Origin of the sequence: Nonomuraea candida, from assembly GCF_000725485.1 — a bacterium.
Classification (GTDB): domain Bacteria; phylum Actinomycetota; class Actinomycetes; order Streptosporangiales; family Streptosporangiaceae; genus Nonomuraea; species Nonomuraea candida.
The window spans coordinates 41,200-63,363 of the sequence record NZ_JOAG01000007.1 but is presented as its reverse complement, the minus strand read 5'-3'; the positions used below and the strand labels follow the sequence as shown (position 1 = coordinate 63,363).

Sequence of the window (22,164 nt, the reverse complement as noted above, 5' to 3'; positions counted from 1 at the left end):
GCCCGAGCGGGTCCGCGCACGACGCGCGAGCTTCGACCCGCTCGACCGCTGGGCCGCGGGGACACGCGGCCGCAGCGGCCCGTCCGAGGGACCACTGGAGCGTCCCGCAGGGAACATGAGGAGGAAATGGTGACGACGACGGAGGTTCCGGCCCGGGAGGAGTTCGTGCGGCGGGTGTCCGCGCTCGCACCGGTCCTGAAGGCCAACGCGGCCTGGGCCGAGCAGAACCGGCGCCTGCACGAGGAGACGATCGAGGCCCTGGCCGACGCCGGCGTCTTCAGGATGAGGGTGCCCGAGCGCTTCGGCGGCTACGAGTGCAACACCCGCACCCTGGTCGAGGTGGGGGCCGAGCTGGGACAGGCCGACGGATCCGCCGCGTGGACCGCCTCGGTCTACTGGATCCCGACGTGGATGGTGTGCCTGTTCCCCGACCACGTGCAGGCCGAGGTGTTCTCGACCCCCGACGTGCGGGTGTGCGGGACGCTGAGCCCCACCGCGATGGCCGCCCCGGTGGACGGCGGCGTCGTGGTCAACGGCAAGTGGGGCTTCGTCAGCGGCGCCTGGCACAGCCACTGGCAGGAGATCGTGGCCATCCAGGTCGGGCCCGACCAGCAGCCCATGCCGATCATGGCGCTGGTGCCCACCTCGGAGCTGCAGATCATCGACGACTGGCACACGACCGGGCTCCAGGGCACCGGCAGCGTCAGCACGGTCGCGCAGGACGTGTTCATCCCGGCCGACCGGGTGCTGCCGCTGCCCGCGGTGCTGCAGGAGCAGTACGCCTCCCGCCTGAACGCCGACATCCCGATCTACCGGGCCCCGCTGCTGCCCGTGGCCTCCGCCTCCTCGGTCGGCACCGTGCTCGGCCTGGCCAAGGCGGCGAAGACGGCGTTCCTGGAGCGCCTGCCGGGACGCAAGATCACCTACACGGCGTACGAGCAGCAGAGCCAGGCGCCTCTCACCCACCACCAGGTCGCCACGGCCACGCTCAAGATCGACCAGGCCCAGTTCCACGCCGAGCGGCTGGCCGACACCGTGGACGGCAAGAGCGAGCGCGGCGAGCAGTGGACCGTGGAGGAGCGGGCCCGGGTCCGCGCCGACATGGGCGCGGTGTGCTCGCTGGCCAAGGAGGCCGTGGACATCCTGGCCTCGGCGAGCGGCGGCTCGTCCATCTACTCCGACGTGCCGATCCAGCGCATCCTGCGCGACGTGCAGAGCGCCAACCTGCACGCGCTGATGCACCCCAACACCAACACCGAGCTGTACGGCCGGGTGCTGTGCGGCCTTGAGCCCAACACCCTCTACATCTGACGCCCCCTCCGCAGCTGCCCCGCGGCCCGCACGGCCGCGGGGCATCCGCGTGCCGGGACGACGGGGGCGGCCCGGCCGGTCGCGCCCCCGCGGACCCGGACGGGGCCGCGGGGCGCCTTCCGTCAGGCCGCCTCCAGGGTCTCGGGCAGGGTCTCGGGCAGGGTCTCGGGCAGGGTCTCGGGCAGGGTCTCGGGCAGGGTCTCGGGCAGGGGGTGGGCGGGGACCGGCTCGCCGCCGCCCGGCGCGTAGGAGTCGACGACGCGCTCCCGGCCGAGGTTCCCCCGCACCAGCAGGTCGGCCACCACGCCCCAGCGGCCGCCCCCGTCCGGCTGCCGCAGCGCCGCCCGGACCGCGGTCAGGTCGTCCACCACCTCCTCCAGCAGGTCGGCGACGGCCTCGGCGTTGTGCTCCAGGATGTCGATCCACAGGCCCGGAGGGCTGCCGGCGATCCGGGTCACCTCGTACAGCCCCCGGCCCGTCAGGGACAGCGACTCGGACCCCGCGCCCGCGTACGCGAACCTGGCGGCCAGCGCCGCCGACAGCACCAGCGGCGCGTGCGACACCGCCGCCACGGCCCGGTCGTGCGCGTCCGGGGGCAGCAGCCGCACCTGCGCCCCGCAGAGCCGCGCCAGTCCGGCCACGGCCCGCGTCGCGGCCGGCGAGGTGGCGGGGCCGGGGCACAGGGCCCACTTGCGGCCGGCGAACAGGTCGGCGCGGGCGGCGCGGGCCCCGGAGATCTCGCGCCCGGCCATGGGATGCCCGGGAACGTACGTGCGCAGCTCGCACCCCGCCGCCTCCGCGCTCTCCAGGATGCGCGCCTTGGTGCTGGCCACGTCGGTGTAGACGGCTCCCAGCCGCCGGGCCTGCGCCTCCCGCAGCACCTCGGCCACGGTGGACGGCGGGGTCGCGATGACCACCACGTCCGCCGGCGGCTCACCGGCCTCCGCCACGACGCCGGCCCCCATGCTCACGGCCTCCGACAACGAGCGCGGATCGTGGTCCGACAGCGTCACGCGGACCCCCTCGGCCCGCAGCGCGAGCGCCACGGAGGTGCCGATCAAACCACACCCGACCACCGCGACACGGCGGATCGCGGGCACGGACGGCGCGGTCCGGCTGGTCGTGGACGTCAAGACGGCCATGGTGATAGGTCCCTTCCTAGGCTCCTGCATCGCCTTCAATGCTGCGCCGCGGCCGGCCCGGAAAAGGGCGGAACGGCCGTCCGCTTACTGACGACCGGCAACAGGTTCCTGCCAGTCAATTCGCGCCGCACATGAGGAAAGGCCGCTTCCCGGGCCCGGGGAAGCGGCCTTTTCTCAAGGTGAATCTTCAGAAATCAGAATCGGGGTCAGTTGAAGGAGATCTGCTTGGAGCCGAGGAAGACGGAGGCGTTGCCCGCACTGACGTAGCAGGGGGTGGTCGCACAGTTCACGGTGCCCACGGCGGCGCCCTCAGGGGTGGAGGCCTGGAAGCTCTTGTGGACCGTGAACGGGGCGCTCACCGAGCCGCCGGCGTTCGCGGCGATCGTCTTGGCAGTCGCCGCGTTGCAGGCCAGCACGCCTCCCACCTCGGCACACTGGACGACGCTGAACTCCTCACCCGCAGCCGCGCCACTGATCGCCACCGTGACCGAGCTGCCGTCGGACAGGCCCGAGGCCGGCGTCACGGAGTAGCTGGGGACCGCGGCGGCGAAGGCTGCCGAGGGCTGGGCGGCAAGGGTCAGACCCCCGGCCACGACCGCGGCGGCGACACCGAACTTGGCGAGGAGACCGGACTTCTTCTGCATTTGACTACTTCCTTTTCTGTGGCGAGTGGTTCGCTCTGACAAGAACAATCTTGCGTTATTCGTGATCGCCGGACCAGAGAGATCGCCGTCCACAAGTTGTCTTCCGATTTCCACTTCCTGCCAAGCTTTGAGTCATCATTCCGGGCAAAGAGAAAGGCCGGCGGGGAATGCCCCGCCGGCCTCGGACCGGCCCGCCCGCTACGGCGTCAGGCCCACGGCGCCAGGGGATACCAGGGGATGATCTCGCGGCGCGCCAGCACGCGGACGTCCCAGTAGAGGATCATGAACACGCCCGCCGCGACGAAGGCGGCGGTGATGACGATCGCGGCCCTGCTCGGCCTGGCCAGCAGCCAGCGCTGCAGGCGGGCCCCCCACACCACGGCGACCAGCAGGAAGAGCACGGCGATCAGCACGATGTTGCCGATGGACTGCAGCATGAAGGCCGCCGCCCCGTACAGGACGTTGCCGCTCTCCGCCGCGTGCCGGAACATCTGGCGGAACAGCGGGAACGGCCGCCCGATCAGCAGCGCGCCGATGAGCACGCCCATGAGCACCATCGGCGCGTTCGGGTGGCGGGCGGAGATCCTGGCCAGCGGGTCCTTCACGATGCCGGCCGCGGCCAGCCCGATCCAGATCATGACGAGCCCGATGACGCCGTAGATGATCATCGTCTGCACGCTGCGGGCCGACAGCTGGCCCGCCACGGTGGGCGCCGTCGAGAACTGCGGCATGGAGGTGCCGACCAGCGCGACGAGCACCCCGTACGCGGCCGAGACCGTGAGCAGGCCCACCGAGAGCCAGCCGAGCGGCTTGAGCACCCGCACCGCCCGGTCCCGCGCCGAGGAGGTGCCCAGCAGCGGGGCCAGCGCGCCGAACGCGGCGATGTTGCAGGCGGTGAACGTGCCGGCGATGCCGGAGGCCAGGGCGAACGCGACGCCGGCGGCGACCCCGCCGATCGCCGACTCCGTGGCGTCGTGCCCGAGCAGGGTGTTGAGGACGTTGTGGCCGATGACCTGGTCCACGAACTCGGCCGACCAGACCACCGTCAGCAGGAACCCCGCCAGCGCGCTGAGCCCGACCACGAGGGCGCGGCGCCGGGGGAAGTGACCGTTGACGAACAGTGACGTGGCCGGGCGGTCCACCGGCTCGACCGGCGGCCTGCTGGATGGCGGCTTGCTGGATGTCTGTGCCATGCTCCCTCTTCCGTCCGAGGTGTCATCGGCCTCAATCTCGCATCCCGCGCCAGCCGCGTCAGCTCCCTGATTGCGTGAAAATCGATCTTTCCCGACCTGCCCCGACCCGCCCCGATCCGACCCACCCCGCCCCTGGCGGAACCCCGGCGTGAGGGCGTCCGCGCCTACCGGCCGCCGGCCGCGCCGGTCAGTCGGTCAGGGCCGTGCGGAGCTTGGTGAGGACGGCGCGCAGGATGCGGGAGACGTGCATCTGCGAGATGCCGAACTCCTTGGCGATCTCCGACTGGGTCATGTTCCCGTAGAAGCGCATCATCAGGATGTTCTTCTCGCGCGGCGGCAGGGCGTCGATGAGGGGCTTGACGGAGTACTTGTCGAGCATGGTGTCGAACGACTCGTCCTGCGCGGCCAGGAAGTCGCTCAGCTCGGCCGTGTCCTCGTCGCCGCCGTTGCCGACCGGCGCGTCCAGCGACAGCGTGCTGTAGGCGGTGGAGGCCTCCAGCGCGAGCAGCACCTCCTCCTCGGAGATGCCCATCTTCGCGGCCAGCTCGGCCACGGTCGGCGAGTGGCCGAGGGTCTGGGTCAGCTCGGCGGTCGCCTTGTTGAGCTCGATGCGCCGCTCCTGGTAGACCCGCGGCACCCTGATGGCCCAGGTGCGGTCGCGGAAGTGACGCTTGACCTCGCCCATCATCGTGATCATGGCGTAGCCCCTGAACTCGTGGCCGAGGTCGGGGTCGAAGCCGTTGATGGCCTTCATCAGCCCGACGTACGCGGCCTGGCGCAGGTCCTCCATGGGCTCGCCGCGGTAGCGGTAGCGGCGGGTGACCTCGGACACCAGCCCTTCGTGCATCTCCACCAGGCGCTCGCGAAGGCGGACGGCGTGCAGCTCGGAGATCTGCGGGTCGGCCAGTTCGGCCAGGAGTTCCTCGGCGGTGAGCTGCTCGATTGCGGTGTTCAGGACAGGCATTCTGCTGCTCCAAAAGGTGCCAGCGGCCCTGCCGGGGAACACAAGAAGCCCAGGCAGAGGCACGCCATGTTTCGCGTGAGATGAAGCCCTCTGCTGGACTTCGTGATCAAGAATGCCCGCGATTCGTCCTTTTTCACACGAAATTTGGTCACGAAAAGATTACAACTGGCCGTCCAGCTTCCGGGTGTCGCGCGGCTCCACGTACGGCTCCCGCTCCGGCGGCCGGCCCGCGTCGATGGCCCGCTCCCTGGCCAGCTCGGCGTCGAACTGCACCCCGAGCAGCACGGCCACGTTCGACAGCCAGAGCCAGATCATGAAGACGATGACGCCGCCCATGGCGGCGTACGTCCGGCCGTAGGAGGCGAAGTTCGCCACGTAGAACCCGAATGCGGCCGAGACCACCAGCCACACGACCACGGCCAGCGCGCTGCCCGGGGTGATCCAGCGGAAGCCGGGATGGCGCACGTTCGGCGCCGACCAGTACAGCAGGGCCAGCACGACGACGACCACGCCCACCAGGACCGGCCACTTGACGACGCCCCACACGGCCAGCGCCGTCCCGCCGATCCCGAGCAGTTGCCCGGCCTGGTGGGCGACGTTGCCGGTGAAGACCACGATGACCGCGCCGACCGCCATCAGGACCACCAGGACGGCGGTGATGCCCAGGCGCAGCGGCAGGGTCTTCCACACGGGGCGGCCCTCGGCCATCTCGTACATCACGTTGGAGGCCCGCATGAACGCGCCGACGTAGCCGGAGGCCGACCAGAGGGCCACGGCCACGCTGATCACCAGCGCGGCGCCGGCCGCCTGCTGGTTCTCCTGGAGGTTGCGCAGGAACTGCTGGAGGATCTGCCGCACCGGGCCGGGGGCCATGGGGCCCAGGTTCTCCATCAGCGGCCGGGTCGCCGACTGGCCGAAGACGCCGAGCAGGGACACCACGGCCAGCAGCGCCGGGAAGATCGACAACATCGCGTAGTAGGTCAGCGCCGCCGCCCAGTCGGTCAGCTTGTCGTCCTTGAACTCCGCGGCGGTCCGCTTGAGCACGTTCCACCAGGAGCGCGTGCGCAGCTCGGCGGGGCCGTCCGGGGCGCGCGAGGCGTCCGTCTCGTCCGTGGTTCTCGATCGGGGGTTCTCACTCATGGGGTCTGTCCTCGCCTGGGGTTTCCGACGTGGCCGATGTCGCTCCGGGCTACCCCGACAACCCACACCAAACCGGACGACTTGCGGTGATCCGGACGCCGCCGACGGCCGGATCACCCGGAAACGGCTGCTATGGTGATAGGCGTTTTCGATCCAGGTGAGGAGATCAGAACGTGGCAGGTGACGACGACATCTCCGGGTGATGCCCGGACCTGATCGGCCCTGGGCCGGCGCGGGAGCGCGCCGCCGCCGCAGAGGCCGCTTCGTCGTCCTCTTCTTCCTGTCACCTTCCGGGCCGCCGTGCCCGCGTGTCTTCGTGAGGTCCTCACATGTCCGAGGCGCATCTCGTCTGCTCCGACCTGTCCTTCTCCTGGCCCGACGACACCCCCGTCTTCGACGGCCTCTCCTTCACCGTGGGCGCCGGCCGCACCGGTCTCGTCGCGCCCAACGGCACGGGCAAGAGCACGCTGCTCAAGCTGATCGCCGGCGAACACCGCCCGCGCTCGGGGTCGGTGTCCGTGCGCGGCACGCTCGGCTACCTGCCGCAGACGCTGCCGCTGGCCGGCGACCTGACCGTGGCCGAGGTGCTGGGCATCGACGCCGTGATCAGGGCGCTCGACGCCATCGAGTCCGGCGACGCCTCCGAGGAGCACTTCGCCGCGATCGGCAACGACTGGGACATCGAGGAGCGCACCCGCGCCCAGCTCGACCGGCTCGGCCTGGCGGGGCTCGACTTCGGCCGTCCCCTCCACACGCTCAGCGGCGGCCAGGTCATCTCGCTCGGGCTGGCCGCCCAGCTGCTCAAGCGGCCCGACGTGCTGCTGCTCGACGAGCCGACCAACAACCTCGACCAGGACGCCCGCCGCAGGCTCTACTCCGTGCTCGAAGCCTGGAACGGCTGCCTGCTGCTGGTCAGCCACGACCGGGCGCTGCTCGACCGCATGGACCGCATCGCCGAGCTCGACCGGGGCGAGCTGCGCACGTACGGCGGCGACTTCACCGCCTACGAGGCCGCCGTGCGCGCCGAGCAGGAGGTCGCCGAGAAGAACGTGCGCAACGCCGAGCAGGAGCTCAAGCGCGAGAAGCGGGAGATGCAGCAGGCCCGCGAACGCGCCGAGCGCCGCGCGAGCAACGCCGCCCGCAACCTCAAGAACGCCGGTCTGCCGCGCATCTTCGCGGGCAACATGAAGCGCGGCGCGCAGGAGTCGGCCGGCAAGGCGGGCCAGACGCACGCCGCCCGCGTCAGCGACGCCAGGGCCCGGCTCGACGAGGCCGGGCGCGCCCTGCGCGACGACCAGCGGATCAGCCTGCAACTGCCCGGCACCAACGTGCCCGCAGGCCGCACGGTCTTCCTCGGCGAGCGGCTCCAGGCCCGCGGCCTGTTCGCCGAGCCCGGCATCGACCTGACCGTACGCGGCCCCGAGCGCATCGCGCTCACCGGCCCCAACGGCGCGGGAAAGTCCACGCTGCTCCGCCTGATCAGCGGCGAGCTGGAGCCCGACGGCGGCACGGCCCGGCGGGCCGACGGGCGGGTGGCCTACCTGTCGCAGCGGCTCGACCTGCTGGACCTGGAGCGCACCGTGGCGGAGAACCTCGCCGACTTCGCGCCCGCGCTGCCGCCGGCCGAGCGGATGAACCTGCTGGCCCGCTTCCTGTTCCGGGGCTCCAGGGCCCACCTGCCCGTCGGGGTGCTGTCCGGCGGCGAGCGGCTGCGCGCCACCCTGGCCTGCGTCCTGTGCGCCGAGCCCGCGCCCCAGCTCCTGCTGCTGGACGAGCCGACCAACAACCTCGACCTGGTCAGCGTGGGGCAGTTGGAGAGCGCGCTGGGCTCGTACGAAGGGGCGTTCGTGGTGGTCAGCCACGACGAGCGGTTCCTGGCCGAGATCGGGGTGGAGCGCTGGCTGCAGCTGTCGGAGGGCCGCCTGGTGGAGACCGCGGCCCCGGACGGCCACGACGGCTGAGCCCCCGGGCACGGTCGCGGCGGAGGCGGATCACCCGCCGCGACCCCGGCGCCGTCAGCGCCGTCAGCGCCGCCGTGACCTCAGCGCCGTGACCTCAGCGCCGTGACCTCAGCTCGGCGCCGTCGTGGCGTCCTCAGCGTGCGGTACGGGCGCCGTCGGCGATCGGCTCGCCGTTGGACAGGGCGGTGAACAGGCTCTCCCAGAGCGGCATCACGACCTGCGGGGTGTAGCCGTGGGCCGTCTCGGCGGCGGTGGCGCCCAGGCGCACCCGCAGCTCGCGATCGCCCATCACCCGGCTGAGCGCCTCGGACAGCGCCGGCACGTTGCGCGCCGGCACCAGCAGCCCGTCCTTGCCCGGCGTCAGCACGTCGGCCGGCCCGGTGGGGCAGTCGAAGGCCACGATGGGCAGGGCGTGGCCCATCGCCTCGATCATGGCCATCGGCAGGCCCTCGATGCGGGAGCTGAGCACGTAGACCGACGCCTTGGCCAGCTCCTCGTGGATGCGGTTGCTGCGGCCCATCAGCCGGATCCGGCCGCCCATGCCGGACTCGTCGATGCGCTTCTGCAGCCGCTCCTTCGACGGCCCGGTGCCGAAGATGCGCAGCTTCCACTCGGGATGCTCGTCCGCGATGGCGGCGAAGGCCGGGATGAGCATGTCGAAGCCCTTCTGCGGCACCAGCCTCCCCACGGCGATCACGATCGGGTTGCTCTGCTCGGAGTGCTTGCGCTCGTCCATGTGCACCGCGTTGGGGATGCGCACCACCGGCGTGCCCGACAGCAGCTTGCGGTATTCGCGGCGGCTGGTCTCGGTCAGCACCGCCACCGCGTCGAAGCGGCCGTAGTGGCGGGCGATCTGCTCGCGCACGGCCTCGTGGTAGGAGGCCAGGTTCATGTGCTCCTGGGCGACGCGGATGACGCTGGACGGGGTGCGGCGGGCGGAGATCAGATTGAGCGCCGGCCGGGTGGTGACCAGGATGCCGTCGCGCAGGCCGGAGACGTAGTCGATGACCGCGCCCTCGACCCGCTGGGTGAAGTACTCGGCGGCGAACTCGCCGTACGGGACGATCTTGCCGCGGGCGCGCCGCCACACCTTGCGCGCCAGGGAGTCGGGGACGACGCCGTCGCGCTGGTCCACCAGCGCCGACAGCCGCACCCGCGGGTCGATGGCGAACTGCGGGTCGTTCCTGCGGCGGACCACGCTGACGATCTCGACGTCGTGGCCCGCCTCCGCCATCGCGTTGGCCTGGTTGACCACGGTGCGGATGGTGCCGCCCATGCCGTAGGCGTGCAGCAGCATGTAGCGGATCTTCATGTGAGGTACTCCCAGGTCCTGCACATGTCCTTGAGCACGTCGGGGATCTGGTCGGGGCTGGGCAGGTCACGGCCGCGCTGCACCGTGCCCGAGCGGATCTTGTCCTTCCAGTCGCCCAGGCCCTTGGTCACGACGTCGGGCGTGCCGTAGGAGAGCAGCTCGGGCGCCCAGGGCACCTTGAGGAACTCGCAGATGCCGCGGCCGATCCGCTCGGGGTCGGCGGTCAGCTCCTCGTAGCGGACGGTCAGGCCGGGCAGGGCCGTACGGGCCCGTTGCACGGCCTTCATGTACCGCAGCGCGTCCGCGGCGGCCTCGGCCGGGGTGCGCTTGCCGGGGCTGGCCTCGTGCCAGGAGGCCGCGATCGAGGCGGGATGGCGCAGCAGGAACACGAAGCGCGCCCCGGGCCAGCACGCGGCCAGCCGCTCGTACGCGAACGCGTTGGCCGGTGTCTTCTCGACGATGAACCGTTTGCCGCTGCGTACCAGCTCGCGATGGAGCACCCGGTCCCACAGCAGGTGTTCGAGGTCGGCCCGGTTGTGGCCGAGTGCCTCCATCGCCTTCTCCGCCAGCGAGGTATCGAATTCCACTCGCAACCGGCGAACGTGCAGCTCGTGCGGAGCATGCAGGTCCGGGTGAGCGTTGAGCATCGCCCGCAGCAGCGTCGAGCCCGAGCGGACCGGCGAGATGATGAAGACCGGCTCCGGCACCAGGCGGTCGGTCGCCGGGTCGGCCGGGGGCCGGAAAGGCGTGTCCTGCCGCTTTTCCGGAGCCTTCGCCGCCGCCGGTTTCACCGAAGTCGCCGCTTGCCCTGCTTTACCTACTCGGTTGACCTGGAATCCTGTGTACCTGGCCAGCGCCCCGTTGATTGTGCGCTGCCACTTCATGCCCAGCGAGACTACCCGTCGTACCTGGAAATTGCCTGAAGATGGAGATCATCGTTGCCCGCTCTCGCCGGGGCGCGACGGGGGGCGTGACGGATGAGCCGGGGAGGACCCTCTGGTGCTGGACTGATCCTGCGCGGCAGCCCCGCCGCCGTCTCCTGAGGAGGCTGGGTGGCCGGGTGGTGATCAGGCGGTGGTCAGGCGGTGCAGGAGAGTGCGAACCAGACGAGCTTGCCGTTGTCGGCCCTCGTGACCCCCCAGTCGTCGGCGATGGCCGCGACGATCTGTAACCCCCGGCCCGACAGCGCCTCCACACCCGGCGAACGCCGGCAGGGCACGCCCTCGCCCGGGTCGAAGACCTCGCCGTGCAACCGGCCGGCCCGCTCCTCCAGCCGCAACGTGTAGGCCGAGCCGCCGTGGCGCACGGCGTTGGTGACCAGTTCGCTGACGATGAGCAGGCAGTCGTCCATGACGTGCGCCAGCCCCCAGCGGCCGAGCTCGGCCCTGACCAGGGAGCGCGCCTCGCCCACCCCGGACGGGGCGGACGGCAGCAGATATTCCACCGAGCGGACCGGCGGGGCGGACAAGGATCCGTGGTGGGGGGCCATACGCATCACGTCTCTCAGTTTTGGGAGCGCTCCCACACCCACGATAAGCGCTCGCCTTCACTCTTGTGAATGCACGGCTGAAAGTTTCCTCAGGGGATGCGGGCGACCGCTCCGTAGTTGCCCGACGAGGCGGGCTCCTCGCGGCAGGCGAGGTGGTCGTCGGCGGGCCGCCACTCCGGCACCCAGACCAGCCCCGGCGCCACCAGGTCGAGCCCCTCCAACAGGGCGGCCACCTCCTCTCTCGACCGGATCGCGAGGTGCGGCAGGCTCATGGCGAGCAGGTCGCGGATGGCGGGCAGCAACTCGGGCGGGATGCCGTCGAACGTGGTGTGCAGCAGGCCGAGGAAGCTGCCGCCCGCCGCGGTATGCCGCAGCCGCTTGATGACGTAGTGGGCGTATTCGTCGTCGTTGAGGCTGTAGGACGACAGCAGCAGCACGGCCACGGGCCTGTCCCAGTCGATGAACGTCCTGACCACGTGGTGGCGGAGCATCTCGTCGATCTCGCGGACGTCGCCCTCGACCACGCGTACGAGGTCGGTGAAGGGCTCGATGGTGGCCTGGGCCATGGTCACCACCATCGGGTTGTTCTCGACGTACAGGACCCGGGGGTCGGGCGCCCCGGCGTGGCGGGCCATCTCGTGCAGCCCGTGCCCGGCGGCCGGGCCGGTGGGGATCCCGCTGCCCACGATGAGGAACTGATCGACGCCCTCGCCGGCGGACAGGTGGCGGATCATCCGGGAGAGGAACTCGAGCACGGCGCGGGCCGCCGTGGTGAGGGCCGGGGCCGCCTGATCGAACTGGCGTACCGTGTCCTTGTCGGCCAGGAAATGGTTCTTTCCACCGGCCGCCGCGTCGAAGATGCGGGTGATCCTGGCCTGGGTGGTTTCGAGCCTGGCCAAGTTTCGGACGGCACGCTGGTGCATGAGCGTTGCCCCTTTCCCTCGCCGCTACCCTCACGCGGGGTAAGCGATCTTCGGACCTCACTCGATGGCTCGAACCATATGTTCCAACAATTCCAGTCAATGACAACACGCTAGACCGGTTGTCTTGGAAATGTTTGTTCCTCAATCACCGTGGCAAGGAACCTCTGCCGGCCGTACCCGCCGATGGCGGTATGAATCGACGGCGGAGACGAGAGCCGGGCCCGGCTTGCGCGCGGGCCCGGATCGAGCGGGAGCCGGCGGGGGCCGCCGGAGGGTCGGGTCAGTCGGTGCCGAACTCCATCGCCGCGTTGTCGAGCAGCACGTCGTCCTCGGGGACCTCGCCGGGAGCGGCGACCTCGCCGCGGGCGGCGATCGCGTCGGCCCCGCCCTCGGGCATCTCGCCGATCAGGCCGCTCGCGGCGGCCTGCGGGGTGCCGAGCAGCGACTGGTGCGGGCTGCCGACCATGCCGAGCCCGGCGTACTGCTCCAGCTTGGCGCGCGAGTCGGCGATGTCGAGGTTGCGCATGGTGAGCTGGCCGATGCGGTCGAGCGGCCCGAAGGCGGCGTCCTCGGTGCGCTCCATGGACAGCTTGTCGGGGTGGTAGCTGAAGGCCGGGCCCGACGTGTCGAGGACCGAGTAGTCCTCGCCGCGGCGCAGCCTCAGGGTCACCTCGCCGGTGATCGCCATGCCGACCCAGCGCTGCAGCGACTCACGCAGCATGAGGGACTGCGGGTCGAGCCAGCGGCCCTCGTAGAGCAGCCGGCCCAGCCGCCGCCCCTCGGTGTGGTAGCTGGCCACGGTGTCCTCGTTGTGGATGGCGTTGACCAGCCGCTCGTAGGCCGCGTGCAGCAGCGCCATGCCCGGCGCCTCGTAGATGCCCCGGCTCTTGGCCTCGATGACGCGGTTCTCGATCTGGTCGGACATGCCCAGCCCGTGCCGGCCGCCGATCGCGTTGGCCTCCAGCACCAGATCGACGGCGGAGGGGAACTCCTTGCCGTTGATCGTCACCGGCCGGCCGCGCTCGAACCCGATCGTGACGTCCTCGGCCGGGATCTCGACCTCCGGGTCCCAGAACCGCACGCCCATGATCGGCTCGACGATCTCGATGCCCGCGTCGAGGTGCTCCAGCCTCTTGGCCTCGTGGGTGGCGCCCCAGATGTTCGCGTCGGTGGAGTAGGCCTTCTCCGTGCTGGCCCGGTAGGGCAGGTCACGGGCGAGCAGCCACTCCGACATCTCCTTGCGCCCGCCCAGCTCGCTGACGAAGTCGGCGTCGAGCCACGGCTTGTAGATGCGCAGGGACGGGTTGGCGAGCAGGCCGTACCGGTAGAACCGCTCGATGTCGTTGCCCTTGAAGGTCGAGCCGTCCCCCCAGATCAGCACGCCGTCGTCGAGCATCGCGCGCACCAGCAGGGTGCCGGTGACCGCGCGGCCGAGCGGGGTCGTGTTGAAGTAGGTGCGGCCGCCGGAGCGGATGTGGAACGCACCGCAGGCCAGGGCCGCGAGACCCTCCTCGACGAGGGCCTCCCGGCAGTCGACCAGCCGCGCGATCTCCGCGCCGTACGCCGTGGCACGGCCCGGTACGGAGCCGATGTCGGGCTCGTCGTACTGGCCGATGTCGGCGGTGTAGGTGCACGGCACGGCACCCTTCTCGCGCATCCACGCGACCGCAACGGAGGTGTCGAGGCCGCCGGAGAAGGCGATCCCGACGCGTTCGCCAACTGGGAGGGAGGTGAGCATCTTGGACACGAGTAGAAGTATATACACATCAATGCATGATCATTCAAAGCCCCGCCGCGCAAAGACACGTCAATGTCCCCGCAGCCCTCTTCCGGCCCCCGCCCTACGCAGGCATATCCCCCCAAAATCGGCTCCCGGCGACCCTCCCCGCCGATTCCCTTCCGCCATCCTCGCGACCGCCCCGCCGCCTCACCTCGCCGCCCCGTGCCGGGTGCGCGCGGACGCCGCCGGGGCCCGCGCCGGGCGTGGCTCGGGCGGCGGGTCGTTCGCCGCGGGTTCAGGCGGCGGACCAGCCGCCGTCCACGGGGACGATCGCGCCGTTGGCGAAGGAGGCGGCGTCCGAGGCGAGGAAGGGGGCCGCGTCGGCCATCTGCTCGGGCTGCGCCAGGCGCTCCCCGAGGGAGAGCGCGGGGCCGAGCCGGGCCGCGCCGGCCGGGTCGATGGTGGCGCCGGTGCGTGACCAGGAACGTCGAAATTAACCGGACAGTAGTGTCCGGTCGTTACGATAACCGCTATGCCTGCCGAGCGTCGACCCAACAGAGGGCCCAGTGCCGCGGCCGGGAACCGGGCCGCCCTGGTGGCGGCGGCCCGCGAGGTCTTCGCCACCGCCGGCTACGACGCGCCGCTCAGCGCGGTGGCCCGCCAGGCCGGGGTCGGGCAGGGCAGCCTCTACCGGCACTTCCCCGACCGGATCAGCCTGGCGCTGGCGGTGTTCGAGGACAGCATCGCCGAGCTGGAGGCGCTGGCCGCCGCGCCCGGCACCACGCTCGACGACCTGCTGGCGCTGATCACCGAGCAGACCGTGGCCTCGACGGCGTTCATCACGATGGTCAGCGTGCCGGCGCGGCCCGACCCGCGGCTGCTGGCGATGCGCGATCGGGTGGCGAAGCTGCTGGAGGGCGGGCTGGCGCGGGCGCGCGAGGCGGGGCTGGTGCGCGCCGACCTGACGGCCGACGACCTGGTCCTGGCCGTGGGGATGCTGGCCGGGGTGCTGTCGAAGGTGCCCGCCGCCGACCGCCTCCCGACCGCCGGACGGCTGTGGAGCCTGCTGCGCCAGGGCATCGAGGCCTGACCGCCGGACGACCATGGACCTGCTGCGGCAGGAATCGGCGCCTGACCGGTGGACGACTGTGGAGCCTGCTGCGGCGGGGCAGTGACGCCTGACCCCTGACGCGCGTCAGGGGTCAGGCGTCCTCACGGTCGCGGCGGGCGGAGGCCGCCGGATGGTCTAATGATCCCGATGAGCGATGCGACGACCGGCCCGCGACTGGTCGAACGGGTGCGCGCGCTGGCCGAGGGCGGCGGGCGGGTGCTGATCGGGGTCACGGGCTGCCCCGGCGCCGGCAAGTCCACGCTGGCCGGCTGGCTGGCCGGGGCGCTCACCGGCGGCGGGCTGCCCGCCGTCTGGGTGCCGATGGACGGCTTCCACCTGGCCGACGTCGAGCTCGAACGCCTCGGGCGGCTGGGCCGCAAGGGCGCCGTCGACACCTTCGACGGCCACGGCTACCTCGCGTTGCTGCACCGCCTCCGTACGGAGACCGCCGCCACCGTGTACGCCCCCTCCTTCGACCGCGAGATCGAGCAGCCGATCGCCGGCGCCATCCCGGTGCCGCCGGCGGCCAGGGTCGTCGTCAGCGAGGGCAACTACCTGCTCTTCGGCGACGAGCCCTGGAGCCGGGTGCGGGCGGCCATGACCGAGGTCTGGTACGTCGACCTCGACGACCGCGTCCGCCTGGACCGCCTGGTCCGGCGGCACGTCCGGTTCGGCAAGACCGCCGAAAGGGCCGCGCGCTGGGTGGCCGAGGTGGACGAGCCCAACGCCGCCGCCATCCGCGCCACCCGCTCCCGGGCCGACCTGCGGGTGGACTTCGACACCCTCGCCCTTCCGGCCTGAGCGGCCGGCTCCGTCAGTGGTGGTGGATGGCGGGCGCCACGACGTACTGGTAGATCTCGTACGCGGCGAAGGCGGCCACCGGCACGCCGAGTGCGATCAGCACGCGCCGCTCAAGAGGGCGGTCATGACACTTCCGGCCACATAAGGGTCACCCTCTGTCAGGTTAGGCCCGGTGGGGCCCGCTGCCCCTCCTCCCGCGACCGCGGCCGGAGGGGAGCGGGGACCGCCGCGGTGCCGGCTACAGGGGGCCGCGGTGCCAGGGGCCGCGGATGGCGTACGTGCGGCCCGGCGGCTCCGCGGAGGCCGTGTCGCCGAGCTGGTTGACGAACAGCACCGAGCCGTCCGGGCTGAAGCACGCCCCGGCGAACTCGCTGTCGTCGGCGATGTTGACCGCGAACTCGAACGGCTGCCCCCTGCGCGGGTCCAGCCCGATCAGCCGGTTGACGTTGGCCAGCCCGGGAGCCAGCGGGTGCTCGTCGGGGTCGGCCGAGCCCGCGTCGTCCTCGCACAGGACGATGCCGCCCCTGGGAGTGAAGGTCAGATTGTCGGGGGAGTCGAGCTCCTTGCGGCCGGGCGACTCGTACACCAGCACCAGCGTGCCGCCGTCGCGCCGCCCGGGGACGTACTGCCAGACCTGGCCGTAGCCCTCCAGGTAGCCGTCGGCGTTCGGCGGGTCGCCGTTCTTGGCGTCGCCGCCGCTGGTGGAGTTGAAGAAGACGCTGCCGTCGCCGTACCAGCAGCCTTCGAGGCGGTTGAACTTCGCGCCGCCCTTGGCCAGGCCCTGCCGGGTGCAGGTGGTGGCGCCGTTCTCCAGGTCGGGGTCGGGGTCGTCGATGGTGACCCACTCGACGGGGAGCCGGGCACCCATGGTCTGGCCCTCGCGGCAGTCGTAGCCGTCCGCGCCCTTGACCTTGAGCATCTCCAGTACGCCCCCCGCCGCCAGGTCGCGCGGGTCCCTGGGGCGGAAGCGGTAGAAGCCGTTGGGCTTGCCGGAGTCGTCCTCGGTCTCGTAGACGTACCCGGTGCGCGGGTCCACCGCCACGGCCTCGTGCGAGAAGCGGCCCATCGCGGTCAGCGGCTGGGAGGGCGCGGGCCTGCCGGGCACGGGGCCGTTCAGCGGCACCTCGAAGATGTAGCCGTGCTTGCGCCGCCAGCCCTGCGCCGGCCCGGCGGTCGTCTCCTCGCAGGTCAGCCAGCCGCGGCCGTGCAGCATCCGGCCGCCCGCGCAGTTGATGATCGTGCCGTTGAGGCTGACGAAGTGCCGCACCACCTCGCCGCCGCGCAGATCGACCTCCAGCGTGGTGGTGCCGCCCACGCCCAGCTCGTCGTAGCGCTCGGAGCCGGGGACGTGCACCCGGCCGAGCGGGTCGCCGGGCGGGGTGCGCACCTCGTGGTTGCGGATCAGCCGGACGGTGTGGCGGCGGGTGCCGGGGAAGGCGGCCATGCCGTCGTGGGCGATGGGGGTGGCGACGCCGTCGCTCATGATGGTGCCGGTCCTGCCCAGCACGACGTACGAGAAGCCCGCGGGGAGCGCGAGCAGTTCCTCGCCGGTGTTCTTCGCAGGGGTGCGCCGCAGGGGGCCGTAACCGGTCTCGCGCGGGTCGGCGGCGGGCCGCCCGGCGCCCGCCCAGGACGCGTGGGCGGTCAGGGTGTCGATGGCGATGCCGCTGGCCAGCACACCACCGGTGGTGGCCAGGCCGCGGCCGAGGAACGATCGTCGATCAAGCTCGGTCATGGTGCTCCCCTCGGGACGAGGCGCAGGGACGAAGGTCTCGATGACGCCTTCATGAACGAGTGTTGTCGTCAGCTTAAACTCGGAAATATCCGCTGAGGGGGCCCATTTCTCTATTCGTCATGACATCAGGTGTTTCTGTCGTATGCGGCCCCCTCGCGGCTGCGCTACCGTGTGGGCCGGAGTGCCGGGAAGTCCGGCCGGTGGGGTCCTCGGCCGTACCGAACCTGACGGAGGCACCGCTTGTGTGACGACGGGCGCTCGCCCGGCGACCGGGGAGTCCCATGATGCGCGCCCGTCCCGCCGTGACCAACCGCGGCCGGCATCCCACCGTGCTGATCGCCGCCGGGTTCGGCGCCGCCGTGCTGGCGGGCACGCTGCTGCTGACCACCCCGCTGGCCACCACCGACGGCGAGCCCGCGCCCTGGCTCACCGCGCTGTTCACCGCCACCTCCGCCGTCTGCGTGACCGGACTGGTGGTCGTCGACACCGAGACGCACTGGTCGGTGTTCGGCGAGGTGGTCATCATGCTGCTGATCAAGGCGGGCGGCCTGGGCATCATGACGCTCGCCACGCTGATCACCGTCATCGTCTCCGGCCGGCTGGGCCTGCGCGCCCGCCTGTCGGCGCAGTTCGAGACCAAGTCCGTGGTCGCCTCCGGCCTGCGACACGTGGTGGTCAAGGTGGTGGCGTTCAGCCTGGTCTGCGAGGCGGTCGTCGCCGTGGTGCTGACCACCCGCTTCGTCACCGGCTACGACGAGCCGCTCGGCCGCGCGGCCTACCTGGGCGTCTTCCACGCGGTGTCGGCCTTCAACAACGCCGGCTTCGCCCTGTGGTCCGACAACCTCATGCGCTTCGTCACCGACCCGTGGATCTGCCTGACCATCGCGGGGGCCGTGATCGTCGGCGGGCTCGGCTTCCCCGTCGTCTTCGAGCTGCTGCGCACCTGGCGGCACCCCCGCCGCTGGTCCCTGCTGACCCGGATCACCGTCGGCATGAGCACGGTGCTCATCGGCGGCGCCACGCTGGCGTTCCTGACGACCGAGTGGCGCAACCCCGCCACCATGGGGCCGCTCGACGACTCCGGCAAGCTGCTGGCCGCCTTCTTCACCGCCGTCATGCCGCGCTCCGGCGGCTTCAACACCCTCGACCTGTCCCAGATGAACCCGTCGTCGTGGCTGCTCACCGACGTGCTGATGTTCATCGGCGGGGGCAGCGCGGGCACGGCGGGCGGCATCAAGGTCACCACGTTCGGCTTCCTGCTGTTCATCGTCTGGTCCGAGCTGCGCGGGGAGAACCACGTCAACATCGGCCACCGCCGCCTGCCCGCCGCCACCCAGCGCCAGGCGCTGTCGATCAGCCTGCTCGGCGTCGCCCTGGTGACGGCCTCGTGCTGGCTCATGCTGATCATCACGCCGCACAGCTTCGACCGGGTGTTGTTCGAGGTCATCTCGGCCTTCGCCACCAACGGGCTGTCCACCGGCATCACCGCCGACACCTCGCTGGCCGGGCACGTCCTGCTCAGCCTGCTGATGTTCATCGGCCGCATCGGCCCGCTCACGCTGGGCTCGGCGCTCGCGCTCAAACAACGCACCCGCCGGTACGAACTGCCGGAGGAACGGGTCATCCTGGGCTGAGCCCGACAGGAACGGCGGCCGGCGGCTCCCCAGGCCGGCGGGGCCGGGCATCCGGCGGCGGGCACGTACGCGTCATGTCCGCGCCGTGACCCCGGTCATGCGCCGGACCATGACCAGCGACAGTCTGCCCCGGCGCGATCGGGATGGTTATGCTCCGCCTTATGCGGCAGGCGAGATCGATCCGCGACTTGACCGGCTGGGTGCGGTTCACCGACGACCGCCCGCCCGCCATGTTCACCTTCTTCTTCTGGAGCTCGGTCGCCCTCATCGCGCTGACCTACGTCAGCGCCCTGTCCTCGGTCGAGCGCGTGCAGTCCGAGTGGCCGCTGTTCGGGGTGCTCGTCTACGTGGCGTGCGGCGCGCTCGTGGTGGCCGCGATCCTGTGGCCGCTGCTGCCCTGGCGCCCCGGCGCGCCCGCCGCGCGCAAGGCGGTGAGCGTGGCGTTCCTGGTCATGACACTGTCGATCATGCCGGCGGGAGGGGTGCCGACCCTGCTGATGGCGGGCCTGGCGGTGGGGAACGCGCTGGTCGCGCTCGGGCTGCGCGGCGCCGTCGGATACGCCGCGCTCTCCGGCGTGACCGGCTTCGTGGTCGGCGTGCTCAACCCCGGCAGGAACCTGGTCGAGGCGATCATCGACGGCACCCTCATGGTGCTCCTGTGCGTGGTGCTGCTCATGGTCGTGGTGGCCATGTTCGAGTCCAGCAGGCAGGCCCAGGAGACCCACGGCCTGCTGGCCGACCTGGAGAAGGCCCACGCCGAGCTGGAGCGGTACGCCGCCCGCTCCCGCGAGCTGGCCGTCGCCGAGGAGCGCGGGCGCATCGCCCGTGACATGCACGACTCGGTGGGCCACTACCTGACCGTCATCAACGTGGGCCTGCAGAACGCCCTGCGCTACCGCGACGTACGCCCCGGGGCCGCCTGGGAGGAGGTGAGCCAGGCGCAGGCCCTCACGCTGGAGGCGCTGAACGACACCCGCCGCTGGGTGCGCGCGCTCAAGCCGCTGCGCATGGACGGACTCACCGGCCCCGACGCGCTGCGCGCCCTGGCCGAGTCGTTCGGCTCCGGCGACACCGGGGTCGCGTTCACGGTCACCGGCGACTGGCCGAAGGTGGACGAGAGCCGCGAGCTGGTCTGCTACCGCGTCGTCCAGGAGGGGCTGACCAACGCGGTACGGCATTCGGGGGCGCGCCACATCGAGGTCACGCTCGACTGCACGGCCGAGCGGGTCGAGGTGCGGGTCTCCGACGACGGCGCGGGCGCGGAGCCCGGGGCGACGGCGAACGGGTTCGGCCTGAGCGGCCTGCGCGAGCGCCTGCGGGGCGTCGGCGGGGAACTGGACGTGAGCGCCGGCTCCGGCCGCGGCTTCACCCTCCGCGCGACGGTGCCGGTCTGATGGGCGAGATGATCCGGGTCCTGCTGGTGGACGACCAGATCCTCATGCGCGAGGGGCTGCGCAAGCTGCTGGAGATCGAGCCGGGCATCGAGATCGCCGCCACCGCGGGCGGCGGCGAGGAGGCGCTGAGCTGGCTGGCCGGCCTGCCGGACGGCGAGCGGCCCCGGGTGGCCCTGGTCGACGCCCGCATGCCGCAGATGGACGGCGTGGAGCTGGTGGCCCGGCTGTGCGAGCGGTTCCCGGGGGTCGCGCCGGTGATCCTGACGACGTTCGACGACGACGACTACATCTTCGGCGGGCTGCGCGCCGGGGCGAAGGGGTACCTGCTGAAGGACACCCCGCCCGACGAGCTGGTCTCGGCGATCAGGCGGGCCGCGCGGGGAGAGACGGTGCTGGGCGGCGCGGCGAGCGAGCGCCTGGTGGGGCTGCTGCGCGAGGCGCCCGCCCCGGCGGAGCGGCCGCAGGAGCCGCCCGGCGGCCTGTCCGAGCGCGAGTACGAGATCGCCCTGCTCATCGGCTCCGGCGCGGCCAACCGCGAGATCGCGCGCCGCCTGCACATCACCGAGGGCACCGCCAAGAACCACATCTCCAGCTGCCTGCGCAAGCTCGGCCTGCGCGACCGCACCCAGCTCGCCGTCTGGGTCTCCAGGAACGCGCCCCGCCCCGGCGGGGACCGCTGAGCCGTCCCGTCCCGGCGGGAACCGCTGAGCCCACCGCGCCTCGGCCGGGACCGCTGGGCCCGCCGCGCCGCGCCGGGCCACCGGTAAGTATCGTGGTGGCATGCCTGACGCGATCTTCGCCCACCCCCGGCTGGCCGCCGTCTACGACCCTCTCGACCCCGACCGCGGCGATCTCGACGTCTACGCCGCCATCGCCGCCGAGCTGGGCGCGCGCAGCGTGGTCGACGTCGGCTGCGGCACCGGCACGTTCGCGCTGCTGCTGGCCGGCCGGGGCCTCGAGGTGACCGGCGTGGACCCGGCCGCGGCCTCGCTCGACGTGGCGCGGGCCAAGCCGGGCGCCGGAGCCGTGCGCTGGATCCACGGCGACGCCACGGCCCTGCCGCCGCTGCGCGCCGACCTGGCCACCATGACCGCGAACGTGGCCCAGGCGATCACCGATCCGCAGGACTGGCGGGCCACCCTCGACGGGGTGCGGCGGGCGCTGCGGCCGGGGGGACACCTGGTGTTCGAGACCCGCGACCCGGCCAGGCGGGCCTGGCTGGGCTGGACGAAGGAGGAGACGCGCCAGTCCGTCGAGCTGCCCGGGATCGGCCGGGTGACGCAGTGGCACGACCTGCTCGACGTCAGCGGGCCGCTGGTGACCTTCCGCACGACCGTCGTCTTCGCCTCCGACGGCGCGGAGCTGGTCTCGCACTCCACGCTGCGCTTCCGCGAGCGCGCCGAGGTCGAGGCGGACCTGGCGGCCCACGGCTACGAGGTCAGGGAGGTCAGGGACGCCCCCGACCGGCCGGGCAGGGAGTTCGTGTTCCTGGCCGTACGGCCCTGACCGTCCTGCCGAGCGAAGTACGGCCCTGACCGCCCCGCCCCGCGAAGTACGGACCCGACCGCGCCGCGGCTACGGCGCTGAAGGCACCGCCTTAAGGACGGCGGCGGGGGCCGTAAGAATATCGGCAGGATTCGGTAAGCGCCCCGGGCCATGCTGTACTCATCACCAGCAAGGAACGACCTGA

20 protein-coding genes are annotated in these 22,164 nt (G+C 71.8%); 8 read left to right on the top strand and 12 right to left on the bottom strand.

Annotation, left to right across the window (positions count from 1 at the left end; genetic code table 11):
* The first annotated feature begins 129 nt into the window (after positions 1-129).
* Complete coding sequence (locus IO39_RS06750; protein WP_043618022.1) at positions 130-1,311, top strand: acyl-CoA dehydrogenase family protein; 1,182 nt, start codon at positions 130-132, stop codon at positions 1,309-1,311.
* Between the two features lie 122 nt (positions 1,312-1,433).
* On the opposite strand, the gene IO39_RS06745 is transcribed toward IO39_RS06750, so the two are convergent.
* From IO39_RS06745 to IO39_RS06725, 5 genes are all read right to left on the bottom strand, one after another.
* Complete coding sequence (locus IO39_RS06745) at positions 1,434-2,444, bottom strand: prephenate dehydrogenase (protein ID WP_169789028.1); 1,011 nt, start codon at positions 2,442-2,444, stop codon at positions 1,434-1,436.
* Positions 2,445-2,659: 215 nt separating this feature from the next.
* On the bottom strand, positions 2,660-3,097 hold the full coding sequence (locus IO39_RS06740; RefSeq protein WP_043617738.1) for an enediyne antibiotic chromoprotein: 438 nt from the start codon (positions 3,095-3,097) through the stop codon (positions 2,660-2,662).
* A gap of 206 nt (positions 3,098-3,303) precedes the next feature.
* Positions 3,304-4,290, bottom strand: coding sequence for a hypothetical protein (locus IO39_RS06735; protein WP_043617736.1), 987 nt, complete (start codon positions 4,288-4,290; stop codon positions 3,304-3,306).
* A gap of 187 nt (positions 4,291-4,477) precedes the next feature.
* A complete protein-coding gene (locus IO39_RS06730; protein ID WP_043617735.1) occupies positions 4,478-5,254 on the bottom strand; it encodes an RNA polymerase sigma factor SigF in 777 nt (258 codons plus the stop codon).
* A 159-nt stretch (positions 5,255-5,413) separates the two neighbouring features.
* Positions 5,414-6,394, bottom strand: a complete 981-nt coding sequence (locus tag IO39_RS06725; RefSeq protein WP_043617731.1) for a YihY/virulence factor BrkB family protein — start codon at positions 6,392-6,394, stop codon at positions 5,414-5,416.
* Between the two features lie 329 nt (positions 6,395-6,723).
* Here IO39_RS06725 and IO39_RS06720 point away from each other — a divergent pair, with 329 nt between their 5' ends.
* Positions 6,724-8,355: an ABC-F family ATP-binding cassette domain-containing protein gene (locus IO39_RS06720; protein ID WP_043617727.1), complete on the top strand. Its 1,632-nt coding sequence runs from the start codon at positions 6,724-6,726 to the stop codon at positions 8,353-8,355.
* 133 nt (positions 8,356-8,488) lie between these two features.
* Here IO39_RS06720 and IO39_RS06715 read toward each other — a convergent pair whose 3' ends face one another.
* The 6 genes from IO39_RS06715 to IO39_RS57490 form a co-directional block, all read right to left on the bottom strand.
* Positions 8,489-9,667, bottom strand: a complete 1,179-nt coding sequence (locus IO39_RS06715) for a glycosyltransferase family 4 protein (RefSeq protein ID WP_043617720.1) — start codon at positions 9,665-9,667, stop codon at positions 8,489-8,491.
* On the bottom strand, positions 9,664-10,374 hold the full coding sequence (locus IO39_RS06710) for a sulfotransferase family protein (protein ID WP_245641840.1): 711 nt from the start codon (positions 10,372-10,374) through the stop codon (positions 9,664-9,666). The genes IO39_RS06715 and IO39_RS06710 overlap by 4 nt, the downstream gene beginning before the upstream one ends.
* Before the next feature lie 371 nt (positions 10,375-10,745).
* A complete protein-coding gene (locus IO39_RS06705; RefSeq protein ID WP_043618016.1) occupies positions 10,746-11,135 on the bottom strand; it encodes an ATP-binding protein in 390 nt (129 codons plus the stop codon).
* A gap of 110 nt (positions 11,136-11,245) precedes the next feature.
* Complete coding sequence (locus IO39_RS06700; protein WP_245641839.1) at positions 11,246-12,055, bottom strand: SAM-dependent methyltransferase; 810 nt, start codon at positions 12,053-12,055, stop codon at positions 11,246-11,248.
* Positions 12,056-12,359: 304 nt separating this feature from the next.
* Positions 12,360-13,826 (bottom strand): argininosuccinate synthase, encoded by a 1,467-nt coding sequence (argG, locus tag IO39_RS06695; protein WP_043617714.1) that lies wholly within the window; start codon positions 13,824-13,826, stop codon positions 12,360-12,362.
* A gap of 268 nt (positions 13,827-14,094) precedes the next feature.
* Positions 14,095-14,205 (bottom strand): SDR family oxidoreductase, encoded by a 111-nt coding sequence (locus IO39_RS57490; protein WP_281200059.1) that lies wholly within the window; start codon positions 14,203-14,205, stop codon positions 14,095-14,097.
* 126 nt (positions 14,206-14,331) lie between these two features.
* On the opposite strand from IO39_RS57490, the gene IO39_RS58790 reads away from it, so the two are divergent.
* Positions 14,332-14,889 carry a TetR/AcrR family transcriptional regulator gene (locus tag IO39_RS58790; RefSeq protein ID WP_043617711.1) on the top strand — a complete coding sequence of 186 codons (558 nt, stop codon included), beginning with the start codon at positions 14,332-14,334 and terminating at the stop codon, positions 14,887-14,889.
* 168 nt (positions 14,890-15,057) lie between these two features.
* On the top strand, positions 15,058-15,711 hold the full coding sequence (locus tag IO39_RS06685) for a nucleoside/nucleotide kinase family protein (RefSeq protein WP_157547973.1): 654 nt from the start codon (positions 15,058-15,060) through the stop codon (positions 15,709-15,711).
* A gap of 238 nt (positions 15,712-15,949) precedes the next feature.
* Here the strand turns inward: IO39_RS06685 and IO39_RS06680 are convergent, their stop codons facing one another.
* Positions 15,950-17,446 (bottom strand): PhoX family protein, encoded by a 1,497-nt coding sequence (locus IO39_RS06680; RefSeq protein WP_043617707.1) that lies wholly within the window; start codon positions 17,444-17,446, stop codon positions 15,950-15,952.
* 284 nt (positions 17,447-17,730) lie between these two features.
* On the opposite strand from IO39_RS06680, the gene IO39_RS06675 reads away from it, so the two are divergent.
* The 4 genes from IO39_RS06675 (at position 17,731) to IO39_RS06660 (ending at position 21,980) form a co-directional block, all read left to right on the top strand.
* A complete protein-coding gene (locus IO39_RS06675; protein WP_043618007.1) occupies positions 17,731-19,080 on the top strand; it encodes a potassium transporter TrkG in 1,350 nt (449 codons plus the stop codon).
* Between the two features lie 161 nt (positions 19,081-19,241).
* Positions 19,242-20,474: a sensor histidine kinase gene (locus IO39_RS06670; RefSeq protein WP_043618004.1), complete on the top strand. Its 1,233-nt coding sequence runs from the start codon at positions 19,242-19,244 to the stop codon at positions 20,472-20,474.
* Positions 20,474-21,154 (top strand): response regulator, encoded by a 681-nt coding sequence (locus tag IO39_RS06665; protein WP_043617704.1) that lies wholly within the window; start codon positions 20,474-20,476, stop codon positions 21,152-21,154. Before IO39_RS06670 ends, IO39_RS06665 begins: the two co-directional genes overlap by 1 nt.
* Before the next feature lie 100 nt (positions 21,155-21,254).
* A complete protein-coding gene (locus IO39_RS06660; protein ID WP_043617701.1) occupies positions 21,255-21,980 on the top strand; it encodes a class I SAM-dependent methyltransferase in 726 nt (241 codons plus the stop codon).
* The last annotated feature ends 184 nt before the right edge of the window (positions 21,981-22,164 follow it).